This window comes from Candidatus Defluviilinea proxima (assembly GCA_016721115.1).
GTDB classification, from domain to species: domain Bacteria; phylum Chloroflexota; class Anaerolineae; order Anaerolineales; family Villigracilaceae; genus Defluviilinea; species Defluviilinea proxima.
The window spans coordinates 471896-487424 of record JADKIW010000001.1; the positions used below are offsets into that span (position 1 = coordinate 471896).

Sequence of the window (15529 nt, forward strand, 5' to 3'; positions counted from 1 at the left end):
TTACAACCACTATTGTGGAAAATTTACTTGGAGAAAAATTATACCATTACAGGAAAAAGCCCACCCCCAGCGCCCCAGGGCCGGAATGGACAACGATCGCAGGAGGCAACCGATAAATTGGGATCTCGGATACGGGCACTTTGGATTTTAATTCCTGGACCAAAATCTGCGCTTCTTTCTCCGCTTCAACCTGAAGCACACACAAATGAGCATCATCTCCACCTTTGCATTGTTCTGTCGCCACTTCCACGAGACGTGCCAACGCCCGTTTCTTTGTCCGTTGTTGTTCAAAGGACTCGACCTGTCCATCCTTGATCTGAAGGATCGGCTTGATCTCCAATAACTCTGCCAACAATCTCTTCGCCCCGCCAATGCGACCGCCCTTGGCTAGATATTCGAGAGTATTCACAAGGAAGTAGAGCCGTCCGCGCGGGATCATATCGTTGAGTTTGGCAACGATCTCATCTGCAGATCCGCCCGCCTTCGCCATGTCATCTGCCACCAACACCAACGAAGCGAGATTGCACGAGATCGTCAACGTATCCACCACACGGACATCCAACCCCGGGAATTCCTGCGCAGCTGTCTGCGCCGAACGGACCGTCCCGCTCGCTTTACCCGTCGGTGCAACAACGACGATGCTTTCACCTTTCTTCTTTGCATCTTCAAAAATCGGAAAATATAAAGACGGCTCAGGGGCAGATGTTTTAGGAAGGGCTACTGATGCTTTCAACTTCTGCAAAAACACAGCCGTATCAAAATCCTTGTCATCATGATAGGCTTCTTCCCCAAACACTACAATTTGCGGAATCAAAGGAATCCCACGTTTTTCAAGCACTTCATGCGGTAATCCGCAGGTTGTATCAGCGACAATGATGGTCATGGTAGTCTCCAGACTTTATTGTATTCCCCATTAGGCCGGAGACAAATTGTCAAAAGAACTCAATTTTTTATTACAAATCACAGAAGTTTATCTAAATCAAGAAGGGGCAGGTCTGAAACCTGCCCCTTCAAAAAATCACATTGCTTTTGCGCGTTCCGCTAATTGGGTCCGCAATGACTTGATATCTCCATCTACAAAATATAACGCACCGAGATAAAGGAAGAAACACAAGATCCAGGCCGAAATACAAACCACCGTAATCGCAAATTGTTTACTGCCCGTTGAAAAGGCAATCGCACCTGCCAGGGTCGGAGCCAATGCCGCACCGCTATTTTCAATAAAGTATTCCACCGCCTGTGCCGAACTGCGGACCTCAGGCAGGCTGATATCAAAAACTGTGGAAGTAACATTGGGCGAGGAGAATGGCATGAACAACGCAGTGAGACTCATCAGAATGAAGAAAGTGGTTTTATCTTCAATCGGCGTTTGCATGGCGAAGAAAAGAAAGATCGCGCCAAGGATCACGCCCACACTGGAAATGATGATGCGACCTTTGAGCGTGCGTTTGAAGAGCCAGTCGCCGAGCGCACCACCGACGAAGTATCCGCCTGCGAGGATCAACACAACCGGTCCCATTGTGAGCAGAACAGAGTTGTTGTCATAGCCACGTTCGGTCATGAGATAACCGAAGAAGAAGAACGTAATCACATTCCACGGAAAGACTCCCGCAAATCCCTGCAAGAAAACGAACCACATGGTCTTCTTTTTCAGCACATCCTTCAGTGCATCCCAATTGAAGCGGAATTGTCCCATCTCTTCCATGTTCTCGAATTCCGGTTCCGATTGACCGCGCGGCACATCCTTTACGCCAAAGTAGATCAGCGCCGCCATCACGAGTCCCAACACACCTGTCCCAATGAAGATCGTGCGCCAACCTTCCAAATGGAACAGTTTACCGTCCAGGTTGGGCGCGACCATCAAGGCAAGGATCATGCCGAGCAAATAGCCAATCGGCTGTGCCAATTGCAAAACACCATAAATCTTCCCTCGCATTTTGGGGCCAAAATAATCAGCCACCAAACTGTACAGGCCAGGGTAAGACGAGTCATCGATGCCGGTGGAGGAACGGGTCACCAAGAAAGCGGGATAGGATGTAACAATTGAACTCAACCACGTTGTTGCGCCCCAGATAAACGAAGCAAGTCCCAACAATTTAGCGCGCGCATAACGATCATACAGATACCCCCAGATCGGATAGAAGATCGTCCCTACGATCAACGCACCGGTATTGATAAAACCCCACTGCAAATCGTTCAATCCAAATGTTTCACTAACAGGGATCTGCAGTGAACCGATCAGCAGTTTATCGGTCTGATGTAAAAGGACGAAAAAGAAAAACACGACAACAATAAATGTAGGGGACGATACGCGCTTTTTTTCCATGGGTCAGCCTCGGTGTTACAGGGTATGTACTACGAGTTTACGACAAAGAGCATTGCGTGTCACGTGCTAATTATCCATCAATTGTTTCTTCCGAAATAATTTCCTGCGCGAGTTTTTGCAAGGCATCGGCATCTTCGATCTTTGCCGAGTCAAAATACTGTCCCAATAATTCAAGCGGACTCATACTACTGACCACCTGCCCCTCGGGAATACGAACACGCGATTCGATCTGCGGACGTTTAACCAGATGAAACTCAAATGCCTTCTCAGCATGTTTGCGCAACGCAGATTCATCGATCAAAGTATCCAATTCTCTTGGATATTCCACCACGAGCTTGACAATCGCTTCGGACATATCTTTGGGCAACGCATTTTTCAAGATCGCGGTCACGTTCTCGCCGGACGTTAGAACTGCTCTGCGCTCAATGAACGGACGCGTCTCTGTGAGCTTTCTCCACTCAACTTTTGTATCCAGGCCTTTTTCCACATGAGCCATGACATAGAAGCGGTCTTCATTCGCTTCGCCAAAGTCCACACGTTCGATGGAGCCGGGATAAATGACGGGCGGTTGTTGATCCTTATTCACATCCTGTGGCTTGTGGATGTGTCCCATTGCTACGTAGCTGAACTTCGGGTTCTTCACCAAACTTCCTGAAAGCACGAGGTCATTGCCCAGCATCACGAGTCGCTCGCCGCCATACTTCGCGCCTTCAATGGACGCATGCGCGGTAAGAATCACCGGCAATGACAGGTCCGCTTCTTCCAACCAGCCTTCGATCAACTCGCCGATATTCTCTTCAATATGCGCAAACGCTTCAGTGGAGTTAGTCTCTCCTGTTGCGGCCATTAAACCTGAGCGCGTGATCCACGGGATGGCAATCACTTGGACGGGCAATCCCCATAATTGTTCGGGCTTCAAAAAAGACGGTTCATCCAACACCTGCACAAATGGGACTTGTAGTGTCTTGAACTCCTGGATCGCATGCGCACGCCGCGTAGCTGGCGACATATCATGATTACCAACCAAAAGCAAAGTTGGTATCTTTGCCTGCGAGAGTTTCATAATGCGCTTGCCCCACTCGCGTTGGAATGTCGGTGCAGGAGAGCGGTCTTTGTAAGCGTCACCTGCAAAGATGACCATGTCCACTTTTTCAGCAATCGCCGCATCGACAATCGTATCCAACGACTTGAGAAAATCAAGGACGCGTAGAGGCAATCCAGTTTCGGGATCGTGGCGGCCGTAGTTGGCCATGTCAATATGGGCGTCAGCGAAGTGGAGGAGTTTCATATCCCCGATTATACGTCACAGATGGTAGGTCACGCTTTCAGCGTGACGAATTCGTGGCAAAGCACCTTATAAGCAATATGCGTGACCTACAAACAATCTCTACGGTTGAACTCCCAAATCTTGCAACGCCTGTAACCCAGACGGCCAATTGGGATGGAGGCGGAGCGTTTCGCGGAAGTCGTCTATCGCAGACTTGGTATCGCCGATCATGTAGTAGGCACGCCCGCGCCAATAGAGACTTTCCTCAAGAGTTGGCTTGGCGATGGTCTCTGTTAATGTGACATTCGCGAGGTTGATCACATCTTGATAGCGGGTGGAATAGAAATATGCTTTATAGGGGCCTGTCTGGTACCACATCATACGGTACGGGCGTTGGACATCATCCTTGCCAAGAGAGTTGTAAATGGCAAAGGCCTGATCATAGGCTGTGGCCGCATCCACGTATTCAAATAGGTCCACATGGCTTGTCCCTTTGGCGAACCATGCGAAGAACTGGTCAATGCCGCTGGTGTTCTTGATCCGCTCATTGGCAACCTTGAGCGCAGTTTGCGAGGCCCAGGTCGAATCGGCATAGGGGCCGAGAACTTGCAAGAGTTCTGCTTCCCGTTCGGGGGCATAGACTACGATGAAAATATTATTGAAAGAGAGCCATGCTTCTGGTGCCATGAACTCTTCATATTTGATGTGGAAGTTGGGACCGTCGTTCCACGTATCTTGCACGACCACTTCGCCGCGCTCATCATCATACCCAGTGACAAATTGATAATGTCCGAGCCAGGCTACTTTACCGGCGTAGTCTTTTTCGTAATAACCTTTTTCGGCAATGAAAGGGAAGCCAGCCGCAAGAAGATTCTTCGCCAGATCAATATTGCCACCCAGCCGCGACAATGCACGGAATTCGGTTTCGTCATTGACGAAATCCACCAACTCATACGGCATCACATTGACATCGCTTCGTCCCTGTTGGATGAAGTCCAGTTTGGGGTCTGGGATACCGGGTTTGATGGCTTTGGCGATCACATCGCGATCGCCTTTCCAGTCGAGATAACTGAGCGCCATACTCAAGTTGGCAGGGCCGCAATAATTCCAGCGATTGCGTTGGTCAACGTATTTGAAACCTGTCAGCATAACCGAAGCAGGCAAAGGCGTAGATGTGACCGTTGGCATCAGCGTAGGACCGGCTTTGGGAGTTGGAGTCTTCGTGAGCGTAGGCAAAGGCGTTTGAGTCGGAGATGTCCCACTGACAACTGTTTCGGTGGGAGATACGCCCGAAGGTTGAAAGACAGCCTCGTCGGGAGGCTTGATCCAATATTTGATGCTCGACCGCAAACTATCGATGCGCGGCATAACGCGTGAATACACAGGGGGAAGAAAAAAGACGCCAATGCCCAATAGCACAACAATGGGAATTAGCCACTTACGGTTAAAGTATTTTTGCATAGGAAAATTATACTTTCTGCACAATGCGATGTAAACAAAACATGGTGCGGATTCTCAGCAAACGCTCATAAAACAGGCAGTAACTTATCCAGCCCATCAACGACATTTCCCAAAAGACATACAAAAGGAGTTCTTATGCGAAAAAGCACTATTTTCATTTCTTCTGTTCTTACAACGTTTGCTCTGGTCGTTTTGTTTGGGGTGGTCAAGGCCTATCAGAACAACACAATGACGCAGGCTGCAGAAGCTGTAGCTCAACCACCTGCAGTTGTTAACGTGGCAGTACCAACAGATGTTCCCACACAGGTACCGACGATCATTACACCGGAAGAAGCCGCGCAATTGGCCGTTCAGGTTGTAGGGCACGACAATCTCTACAGTGCAGAAACATCCACCTTCAACAATGTGCCAGCTTATCTGATCACATTCACAAATAAAGATGTAGTTTACATTGGCATGGATGGCCAGGTTCTTTCTGTTCAGATCGCGCCCATCATCGTCAATGTGGTATCAGCCCCGCAAAACAATAACAACGGTGGGGGTGGTGGCGGAGGCGGTGGCGGCGAAGACCATACCGAGCACGAAGATCACGATGATGACGATTAAGGGATAACGATGCCTTCCAAACCCAATACTCGTAACTGGAACGATGTGCAAGTGGCCATCGCAACTGGCGCTATTGCCGTAACGCTCGGCTTATGGAATCTGTTCGCCCAGCCCGCTAACACGGTCAACGCACAGGCCGTGCTCCCCACCATCACGCCGCCACCCACCGAACCGCCCATGGCAGTCGGGCCAAGCACCATACCTCAGGCCAAGATCATCTTCACACAAACCGCGCCGAGAAATGTTGTCATCACACAGCAACAACAAAGCCCCAAGAAAAATAATAACAACAACGGTGGCGGTGGCGGGACGGTTACACAAACAAAGACTTCCTAACATGTTACATCGACTTGAATTTCGTGCCATGGGCTGTGAAATGTTGGCGGTCGTGGATGGCGAGTCCGCGCCCCCAACGCTTTCGCATGTGCCCAACTGGTTTGAAGAATGGGAGCAATCTCTCAGCCGCTTTCGCTACGATAGCGAACTCACACGGCTGAATCAAATTCACGAGCAACCTGTCCGTGTGAGCAAAACACTGTGGGATGTGTTCCAATCCGCGCGCAAAGCCGAAGAGTTGACGGATGGACTCGTCACGCCAACCTTGCTAGATGCGATCATCGAGGCAGGGTATGACCGTCCATTTGATATATTGCCGCATCTCTCTTCACCGACAATTGCTTCAGCGTTGACAATTTCTCCTCCGCTGAAAGCGATTGCCTTCGATGAATCCACGCGGACGATCACCCTGCCATTCGGCATGGGACTCGACTTCGGTGGCGTGGCAAAGGGATGGGCGGCGCATCAAGCCATGCAACGGCTGCAAGCCGAAGGCGTTGCCCTGAGCGAGTCGAAGGGTCCAACATTGATCGATGCAGGCGGCGACATTGCCATCAGCGGTCCACGTGCTGATGGGAGTCCGTGGCCGGTCGGCATTGCCGATCCATTCCGCGCGGGTGAGAATATCGAAGTGTTGCATCTCAAATCATGTGGTGTCGCTACATCAGGCAAAGACCGCCGCCGCTGGTTGCGCGACAGCATCTTTCAACATCACATCATTGACCCATCCACCAGCCAGCCTGCTGAAACGGATTTATTAACCGTCACAGTCATTGCGCCCACCGTAATGGAAGCCGAAGCCGCCGCGAAAGCCGCGTTCATCCTTGGCAGTCGCGCTGGCTTGGAATGGATCGAGGCACACCCTGCGTATGCAGGTGCCTTCATTCTCGATAACGGTGAAATGCTATACAGCCAAACCATGGAACAGTATTTACAGTAAGTCGAACGGAGAACTACATGAATCCAAAACAACCTGTTGATAACGAAACGTATGAATCATCTGTCAATATCCAATTTTTTCTTCTAGTCATGCTCGCCATGACGGTCGGCTTGCTAGGCGCGACCATTATCCTGCCCATATGGATGCCCAACATGGCGGGCTCGCTCGCTGGTGAAAGCCCCAAGGTCTATTGGTATCTCTCACGCGCCACAGCATTCGTGTCACTGACCATCCTATGGATCTCGATGGCACTCGGCCTTGGCATGACGAACAAAATGGCGCGCTTGTGGCCGGGTGCACCCGCCGCATTTGCCATTCATGAATATGTCAGTTTGCTAGGGCTGGCCTTCGCGTTATTTCATGGATTAATCTTGCTGGGCGATCACTACATCAACTTCACAGTCGCACAAGTCTTCACGCCCTTCTCAACTGTGGACTACCGCCCCACCTGGGTGGGACTTGGTCAAGTCAGCTTTTACATCTGGTTGTTTGTCGCCTTGAGTTTTTACGTCCGCTCAATGATCGGTCAAAAGACATGGCGCGTCATCCACTATCTGAGCTTTGCCATGTACATCATGGGTCTCGTCCACGGCCTGTTTGGCGGAACCGATAGCTCTGCAAATTGGGCACAATGGTATTACTGGATCTCAGGCGGCAGTCTTTTATTCCTGTTGATCCATCGTATCGTCAACAGTATCTTCGAAAAAGCGACATCTCGCTTGAAGCAGGCGCCGATCCCAGTACAACGAACACAGCAATAATGCGGATGTTACAATTGCCTCGCTCGATCAATATACATCAGCGAGGCAATTATATGAATGCACTCTGGCTTGAAAATAATCAAATTTCTTTGCGAGATATCCCACAACCACGAAAAACCAATGAAGCGTTGATCAAGATCCGCAAGGCCGGTGTTTGCAGTACAGACCTGGAACTTGTCAAAGGATATTATCCCTACACCGGCGTTCTCGGACATGAGTTTGTCGGCGATGTCATCGAAGCAGATGATCCTTCGTGGATCGGTCAACGTGTAGTGGGAGAGATCAATGCGGTCTGCAATCAATGTGAACAATGCTTGAATGGACGTCCCACCCACTGTGAGAGTCGCACTGTATTGGGAATCGTCAATCGCGATGGGACGTTCGCCGAATACACAACTCTTCCGTTCGAGAACCTGCACATTGTCCCCGCTTCTGTGCCGGACGAGATGGCTGTGTTCACCGAACCCCTCGCCGCCGCACTGGAAATTCAACAGCAGATACAGGTCAAACCGACAGATCGAGTCTTACTCGTCGGTGCAGGGCGGCTCGGTCAACTCATCGCCCAAACATTGGCATTGACTGGCTGTGGTTTGCACGTAGTTGCACGGCATAAGTATCAACAAGATTTATTGAAAGCTCGCGGGATCCGAATCATTTCTGAGGAAGAGATACAGCGCTGGAGATGGGATATCGTGGTGGAAGCGACCGGGTCACCGAGTGGCTTTTCTTTAGCGAGGCAGGCCATTCGTCCGCGCGGAACGCTGGTTTTAAAGTCCACGTATAAAGGCGAGATGAACGTCAATTTTTCATCCATCGTCGTGGACGAGATCAACATCGTCGGGTCACGTTGTGGTCCATTTGCCCCAGCATTGCGGTTGATGGAATCCAAACAAGTGGATCCAACTGTTTTGATCGATTCAGAATTTTCACTGGGAGATGCATTAAAAGCATTTGAGCACGCGGCAGAAACCGGCGTGCTCAAGGTGTTAGTGCAACCGTAAGAACTACGGGATTAAACGTTCGCTTTGGGTAAAGTGCGCGGGGCACGTGGGAAGAAGATGGTAAAGGAAGTGCCCACACCCATTTTGCTTTTCACTTCGATACGTCCGTTATGGCCTTGAACGATCTGTTTGCAGATGGAAAGTCCCAGCCCGGTACCAGAGGCTTTGCCTTCGTGTTCGCGCACACGATAGAACTTTTGGAAAAGGTGAGGAAGAGAATCTTCTGGAATTCCCAAACCGGTATCCTGAATACCAATCGAGATCTCATCATCTGTAAAATTACCAGCGATGATCACCGAACCGTTCGGGCGGTTATATTTGACAGCGTTGCTCAACAAGTTGAGCAATACCTGCTTGACCTTGTCACGGTCGGCTTCCATCAACGGCATATCAGAGGGAACATCCACGCGGACTTGAACGCTCATCTCTTGTGCTTTCGACATCATCACATCGCGGGTTTCATAGATCAGGTCCGCTGAGCTGAAACGTGTCTTGCGGAACTGCACGCGTCCTGATTCGAGACGGGCCAGATCAAGGAATGATGATGCCAACGAATTCAAGCGCAAGGTCTCATTATGAATATTGTTGACGATTTGGTCGCGTTGCTCACGAGACATTTCGGGGCGGAGCAACAGATAGGTGGCCGTGCTGAGCGATGCCAATGGCGTGCGAAGTTCATGCACAAACTCAGCGATCAAGTCTGATTGTTGGAACAAGCGAGCATTCTCGATGGCAACTGCGGCTTGCGCGCCTAACACCGTGAGCATGGACTCGTCGGGGTCGGTGAAACGTCCACGCTTTTTGTTGACCACTTCCAACACACCCACCACTTTGTTCTTTGTAATAAGCGGAATGCCCAACAATGACTTGGTGGCATATCCAATGCTCTGTTCCACATCGCTGAAGAAACGCGTGTCTTTGTGCGCATCGTCAATGCGGACGGATTGGCGGTTGGTGACGATCCAGCCTGCAATGCTCTTTTCGAGCGGGACAATGAGTCCGCGCATGGTAGGTTCGTCGATGTTCGTGGCAACCTGAAAGTAGAGTTGACGCGCAGTGTCGTCATAGAGGAGAATAGAAGCGGCCTCTGCATGCGTAATATCCGCCGAGGCGTGCACGATATCATTCAAGAGGGTGTCGAGGTCGAGGGTAGATGCAAGATCGCGGGCAATCTCGATCAAGCGCAGATAACCATCAAGGGTTTGGGTTTTTACTTCAGCCATGTAACGCTCTCTTCACTAATTCAGGTAATATGGTGGCGACATCGTCCATAATGACGACATCAGCTCTTACATTAATATACGTGGGCGAGTTATTGATAACGATCAGGTGTGCGCCACGGTCAACAGCCTGCATGGGCAGGCCAGCCACAGGCAAAACCTCCAATGATGAACCAGCAACAACCATAAGGTCACATTGACGCGCCGCACTTTGTGCTTCGAACCATGCGGTTTGCGGCAATTGTTCCCCAAACAATATCACATCCGGTTTCAAAATTCCATTGCAATTCGGGCATACCGGTATGGTCCCATGATCGATAAAGGGTTGAATACAAATTTGTGACTCAAATCGTTTATAACAACTCGTGCATGAACTTGTTTTCAATGTACCGTGCATCTCGATCACATGTTTCGACCCTGCCTTCTGATGCAGGAAGTCTATGTTCTGCGTAACAATGGTTTGAGGAAAACCAGCCTTCTCTAATTCAGAGAAGGCAAAATGTGCGGCGTTGGGTTGTGCATTAAAGATCCGTCCCGCCAATGGGCGGAACCAGAGAAAAAATCTTTCGGGATGTGTGCGGAACGTACTGAGGGAAGCCACCTCCATCGGTTCATCACGGGACCACAAGCCTGTCCCTTCTGAACGGAAGTCTGGTATGCCTGATGGAGTGGAAATACCTGCCCCGGTCAACACGACCATACGCTTGGATCTGCGGAACAACTCTGCCGCATCTTCAAGCGCATTCTGTCTTGCTTCAGACGAGGAGGTCATCGAGGCAATGCTTCGCGCTCCGATACAAAATCAACAAGCTTGCCGATCTGGCGCGCCGTCAGGCTTTCGGGCTGACACAGGATCGCAGGGGTTTGCATACGTGCGGCTTGCACAAAAAGTTCCGGCGCAGGGGTCAACGTGCCCACGATCTCATGATCGAGTTTGCTTTGCACCTGGCTGGAAGGAAGTTGCGTATCCGAACGGACACGATTGTTCAACACCACATTGACATTCCGCTTATTGACCCCCAATAAAACAATATCTTCGATCAACGCCTTTGTATGGATGATCGTATTTGGAACACCTTCAAGCATAATCAACACTTCATTGCACAACGGAAGGATCTTTGTAGCGAAGGGTTGAATGCCCATACCAAGATCCAGAATTGTAAAGCGGGCAAGCCCAGCAAGTCTGGAAACCAACATTTCGTAATTTGAGATCTGGCTGACTAAATGCATATCCCGCGGACGGTCGGAGGAAACCAAGACCTTTAATCCTGAGGGATGATGCGTCAGTGCTTCACGCGTACGGTCAATTGTCAATTCACTGGCCTTTGAAAGGCTCAATAAATCGACCAACCCCTTGGTAGGCGTAAGACCCAACTCCAGTGCCAAAGCGCCCTGGCCGGGAAGCATCTCAGCCACGATCACTTCACTGCGAGTCTTGTTGAGCAGACCGGCCGCCAGGTTCGCCGCCATGGCAGTGGTCCCCAAACCACCACGGGCGCTCAACACTGCAATCACATATCCCTGATTGGCCACAGGCGTGGCCGCGGCCTTTTCTTTCTTATCACCGGCGCGAGCCAACAATGTCTTTACACGTGCCTGTAATTCAGAGGGATGTGTCGGTTTGGTCAGATAATCGTTTACGCCCACTTCAAAGCCAATCACTTTATCATCAAGCTGTGATTTGGCGGTAAACATCATGATCGGTGTTTCAGAAGTAGCGGGATTCTGGCGCAGGCGACGCGTTACTTCGTAGCCGTCCATATCGGGCATCATTACATCGAGTAGGATCAGGTCCGGGTCTTCTTCGAACGCCTTATCCAACCCCTGCTGGCCGTTGGTAGCCGCACTGATCTGATAGCCCTGACGTTGAAGCATCAGGCCCACCAAACGAAGGGTATCAAGGTCGTCGTCTACAATGAGGATCTTATCAGCCATATTAGGTATTCCTTGTAAAAGTCTTTCAACAGTCTAGCATAAAGCCGTCCCAAGGGCAAGATAAAGTGCATTGCAACACGCTATTATGATGCTATAATGAAATCGCAAAAAGGGACACACCCATATTTGGGGTGCCTCCCAAGCCTGGGGATGACAGGCTTCGACGGGAGAGGCTGGTTCCGGAATGCGAGCCGAGAGGCGCCGAACTCGTAAACTCAGCGCAAACAATCAAGTGCCAATCGCACTTCATACGCTGCTATGCCCCTCGCCGCCTAGTGTGACGAGAACATAACAGTCGGCCTCCATAGATGAGGCCGCGTCCGCCGGCACCGCTCTCCACCGGGTGACGGATCGGGCGAGACAAAGGTGGAGTGCCGCGCATCACGCCGCTACGTGCGCGAAAGACTAGCGGCTGATCGCAGAGAGTTCTTGTCGGACGAGACCTCTGCGACGACTAACCTCGACCGACTACGCTCGTAGATTTCCGAGGGTCGAATCTTTCGGACCCGGGTTCAATTCCCGGCATCTCCACTAACGTACTGCCACAAGGCAGTACGTTTTGCTAATAGGAATCGATATGAAAAAACATCTTCTCATTGGACTTCTCCTCCTGATCTCTGCCTGCCAAACAGCTACTCCTACACCTGAGCCTACTTTTACCCCAACGGCCACGCTTCTTCCTCCTACGCCCATACCTGCTACAAACACCCCCGAACCGACTCCCACCCTCGAGCCAACCGCAACACCACTCCCACGTTTCTTCACCACACAATTTGACTCATCCCTCACGGGCTGGGTTATCTTACAGGCGGGCAATAACGCTGTACCCAATGTTGAAACAAAAGATACCACCCTCCGCCTCCAAATGGACTCTCCGTACACATGGGCCTATGCGTTATATGGCGCCCAAGATTATGGCAACGTACATGTGGAAACAGAATTCATCAACAGCGCAAGCAGTCCGGCGTCTATTGGCTTGGTCTGCCGTTACAGCGACAAAAAGGGATGGCTGGAATACAACGTCTCGACAGACGGAACATACCACGCCCTGTATGGCCGATGGCTGGATACCGGCATCGCCGATTATCTACCCATCGTAGATGGCACATCCAATGAGATCAAACAAAGCGGCGATGTTCAACAGATCGGCATGACCTGTACCGATACAGCCATTCAACTGTACATCAGCGGAACACTCGTCCGCAACGTGGATGTATCCCGTTACGAACTCACCGAAGGCAAAGTAGGCCTCACCGCATCATCATTTGAGAACACACCCGTCATCGCTGTGTTCAATTACGTGACCGTCAGCGAGCCATAGACTTCATTGCTTAGCATAAGATTGATTGAACACAAACATAAGAGTAAAATATCCGGCATAGACTGAGATAGCGCAAATGCATCGGGAGGGTATATGACACGTATTTTTATATCTTACAGACGGCAGGATAGTGGCACTTTTACTGGAAGGATCCACGATCAATTAAAAGCTAGTTTTGGGGTAAGTAACGTTTTTCGCGATGTATACAACATTCCCGCCGGGAGTGATTTCCGGTCTGTATTAAGCAAAGAAGTTGGCAAATGTGACATCTTCCTCGCCATCATCGGCCCCCATTGGGTAAATATCACTGATTCATCAGGCAATCGCCGATTAGACGAACCAAACGATTTTGTTCGCATTGAGGTTGAATCGGCATTAAAGAATCCAAAAACTCTTGTTGTCCCAGTTTTAGTAGATAATGCCAGCATGCCCACAGCGGAGGAATTGCCAGCAAACCTGAAAGAATTGGCTTATCGAAACGCTGTAAAAGTACGGACAGACCCTGATTTTCCACATGACATGGAAGTGCTTGTCCGCCAATTGAAACATTCGAAACCTCGACCAATCTCGCATGCTCTTTGGCCGGTGCTAGTTGCTATTTTGTTACTCTTTGCAGGATTGGTTTTGTTTCCGGGCTTTAAAAATGTACTTACAGCCATTCCCGCTATAACAGATAAAGCAACCGCGATTGAACCACTTTTGTTCACGGCGACAGCACAGGCTAAAAACACTCTTGAAATCGTAGAGACAGCAACTCCCGCCTCGCTGGTTGAGCATGTTGGGGATGGTGAGATACTAGTGGTAGTTGCACAAATTGAACAGACTGGCTCTGAAAATAGAGATATAACCCGTACAATAATAAACGATCTGGGTCAGCGCTTTGAAGTTGAACTTCCTATGGCAAATATCCAGAATATCCGTATTCGGGAATACAAGGATGTCATTAAATCCAAGGAAGAAGCATCGCAAATTGCCGAGCAAACCCAGGCAGTCATTTTGATCTGGGGTGATTACGACAACGATGCAGCAAGAATAACTGTGCAATTGGGATCATTGGCATCCCGTCCCGATCTGCTCATTGACCGCGAAATACTCGACCGTACAGTCACGGTTCGGGTAAAAATGATAGACGAGCACGAGGAGACCCTGGCTTACCCGGTTTTGACCATTCTCTCTTTTTTGCACAGTTCTGAGAACAACTTCGTAGAGACGATTCGGTTGTTCATGGCATTTGATTTATTGGATGCAGTCAGCCCGGAAATGACCGGGAATACGGTCGCTGCACACGTTCACAAGGCATCACAAGCGTTCCTCTCGGAAAAGGAATATGCGATAGCGGAGACCGAACAGGCAATCAAATTGGATGCAAATAATCCCTTGCTTTACATGTTCCGCGCGTTGTTGTGTCAGGAAACAGGTGATTTTCTCCAAAGCAATCTAGATCTGGATTTCGCGTTGCTACGGGCTCCTAAAGGTTGGATCATGCCCTACCATATCAAGGGGGCAGAAAGTTTGATACTGAATGACCCCCAAAAAGGCATAGAAGCCTATTCAAACATAATCGAAGTAAAACCCAACGATTGGCTTCCCTACAATCAACGAGGTTATTTATACATGCTGGCAGGGCAATATGAACTGGCTTTGGGGAATATTGAAAAATCCACCCAAATATATGAACTAGCGCGGCAGGATATCAAAAAATCTATTGAACTGGAACCCGATGCAGAATGGCCTTACATGTGGGCAACATTGATCGCACTGCGACAGGGCGTGTAAATGACATACCCGCCTTAATGCAGCATATTAGTCAATCCAAACAATCTGATTTCATCAAGAATCTGATGACCACAATGTATGGCGAAGAAAAAGCAACGCTGTTAGGGGCATCCATGTCAACAATGGAACAACTTTCCAAGAGACAATTTTTGTATGCAATTGGGAACGCAGATGCTGTTCTTACTGCCATGCCAACTTATGCAGAGATGCATTTACTGAAAGGTCTGAGTTATTGCAACCTGGGTGATTACCAAAATGCAGAGAGCGCCTATACACAAGGTCTGAAAATCGATCCATCATTTACTGTGCTTCACCTCTTGCGTGCAGAAGTGCGCAGTAAAACGGGAAATTCTAGTGGGGTAACTGAAGACGAGGAATTTGTGCAAGATAATGACCTGAAAAACTATCTCTCTTCGGCAAAGCTTGGACTATCTCCTTGTAAGCAATTGGTTCCACCACCCAAGTAAACTTACCAGTGACTGGCTATACAAATTGCCAGCCTGTTTTTTTGATTCGATCACTCCGGCAGGTTAATCCAATCGAATTTCTATATCCTGTTAACAGTTTTCTTGCATTGGG

At 49.6% G+C, this 15529-nt stretch carries 15 protein-coding genes and 1 other RNA gene; 9 read left to right on the forward strand and 7 right to left on the reverse strand.

Annotated features, from left to right (window positions below; genetic code table 11):
* Positions 1-46 precede the first annotated feature (46 nt).
* From IPP66_02255 to IPP66_02270, 4 genes are all read right to left on the reverse strand, one after another.
* Complete coding sequence (locus IPP66_02255; GenBank protein ID MBK9924090.1) at positions 47-883, reverse strand: DegV family protein; 837 nt, start codon at positions 881-883, stop codon at positions 47-49.
* Positions 884-1018: 135 nt separating this feature from the next.
* Positions 1019-2326 (reverse strand): MFS transporter, encoded by a 1308-nt coding sequence (locus IPP66_02260; GenBank protein MBK9924091.1) that lies wholly within the window; start codon positions 2324-2326, stop codon positions 1019-1021.
* 70 nt (positions 2327-2396) lie between these two features.
* Positions 2397-3614, reverse strand: coding sequence for an exonuclease SbcCD subunit D (locus IPP66_02265; GenBank protein ID MBK9924092.1), 1218 nt, complete (start codon positions 3612-3614; stop codon positions 2397-2399).
* A gap of 99 nt (positions 3615-3713) precedes the next feature.
* Positions 3714-5054 (reverse strand): C39 family peptidase, encoded by a 1341-nt coding sequence (locus tag IPP66_02270; GenBank protein MBK9924093.1) that lies wholly within the window; start codon positions 5052-5054, stop codon positions 3714-3716.
* Between the two features lie 135 nt (positions 5055-5189).
* Between IPP66_02270 and IPP66_02275 the strand changes: the two genes are divergently transcribed.
* The 5 genes from IPP66_02275 to IPP66_02295 are packed head-to-tail and all read left to right on the forward strand — an operon-like array spanning position 5190 to position 8698.
* Positions 5190-5660, forward strand: a complete 471-nt coding sequence (locus tag IPP66_02275) for a hypothetical protein (GenBank protein MBK9924094.1) — start codon at positions 5190-5192, stop codon at positions 5658-5660.
* Between the two features lie 9 nt (positions 5661-5669).
* Complete coding sequence (locus tag IPP66_02280) at positions 5670-5996, forward strand: hypothetical protein (GenBank protein ID MBK9924095.1); 327 nt, start codon at positions 5670-5672, stop codon at positions 5994-5996.
* Between the two features lie 40 nt (positions 5997-6036).
* A complete protein-coding gene (locus IPP66_02285) occupies positions 6037-6936 on the forward strand; it encodes an FAD:protein FMN transferase (GenBank protein MBK9924096.1) in 900 nt (299 codons plus the stop codon).
* A gap of 17 nt (positions 6937-6953) precedes the next feature.
* Positions 6954-7697: a hypothetical protein gene (locus IPP66_02290; GenBank protein MBK9924097.1), complete on the forward strand. Its 744-nt coding sequence runs from the start codon at positions 6954-6956 to the stop codon at positions 7695-7697.
* A 53-nt stretch (positions 7698-7750) separates the two neighbouring features.
* A complete protein-coding gene (locus IPP66_02295; GenBank protein MBK9924098.1) occupies positions 7751-8698 on the forward strand; it encodes an alcohol dehydrogenase catalytic domain-containing protein in 948 nt (315 codons plus the stop codon).
* An 11-nt stretch (positions 8699-8709) separates the two neighbouring features.
* Here the strand turns inward: IPP66_02295 and IPP66_02300 are convergent, their stop codons facing one another.
* Genes IPP66_02300 through IPP66_02310 form a run of 3 tightly spaced genes read right to left on the reverse strand, consistent with a single transcriptional unit; the run spans position 8710 to position 11853 of the window.
* The gene (locus tag IPP66_02300) at positions 8710-9921 is read right to left on the reverse strand and encodes a GAF domain-containing protein (protein ID MBK9924099.1); all 1212 of its coding nucleotides are present in this window, start codon (positions 9919-9921) and stop codon (positions 8710-8712) included.
* Positions 9914-10690 (reverse strand): NAD-dependent deacylase, encoded by a 777-nt coding sequence (locus IPP66_02305; protein MBK9924100.1) that lies wholly within the window; start codon positions 10688-10690, stop codon positions 9914-9916. Before IPP66_02305 ends, IPP66_02300 begins: the two co-directional genes overlap by 8 nt.
* Positions 10687-11853: a response regulator gene (locus IPP66_02310; GenBank protein MBK9924101.1), complete on the reverse strand. Its 1167-nt coding sequence runs from the start codon at positions 11851-11853 to the stop codon at positions 10687-10689. The genes IPP66_02305 and IPP66_02310 overlap by 4 nt, the downstream gene beginning before the upstream one ends.
* A 146-nt stretch (positions 11854-11999) precedes the next feature.
* Between IPP66_02310 and ssrA the strand changes: the two genes are divergently transcribed.
* From ssrA to IPP66_02330, 4 genes are all read left to right on the forward strand, one after another.
* Positions 12000-12387, forward strand: a transfer-messenger RNA (tmRNA) gene (gene ssrA / locus IPP66_02315).
* Between the two features lie 43 nt (positions 12388-12430).
* Complete coding sequence (locus IPP66_02320; protein ID MBK9924102.1) at positions 12431-13174, forward strand: hypothetical protein; 744 nt, start codon at positions 12431-12433, stop codon at positions 13172-13174.
* 93 nt (positions 13175-13267) lie between these two features.
* Positions 13268-14950 carry a TIR domain-containing protein gene (locus tag IPP66_02325; protein MBK9924103.1) on the forward strand — a complete coding sequence of 561 codons (1683 nt, stop codon included), beginning with the start codon at positions 13268-13270 and terminating at the stop codon, positions 14948-14950.
* Complete coding sequence (locus IPP66_02330; protein MBK9924104.1) at positions 14914-15417, forward strand: hypothetical protein; 504 nt, start codon at positions 14914-14916, stop codon at positions 15415-15417. Before IPP66_02325 ends, IPP66_02330 begins: the two co-directional genes overlap by 37 nt.
* Positions 15418-15529: the final 112 nt, after the last annotated feature.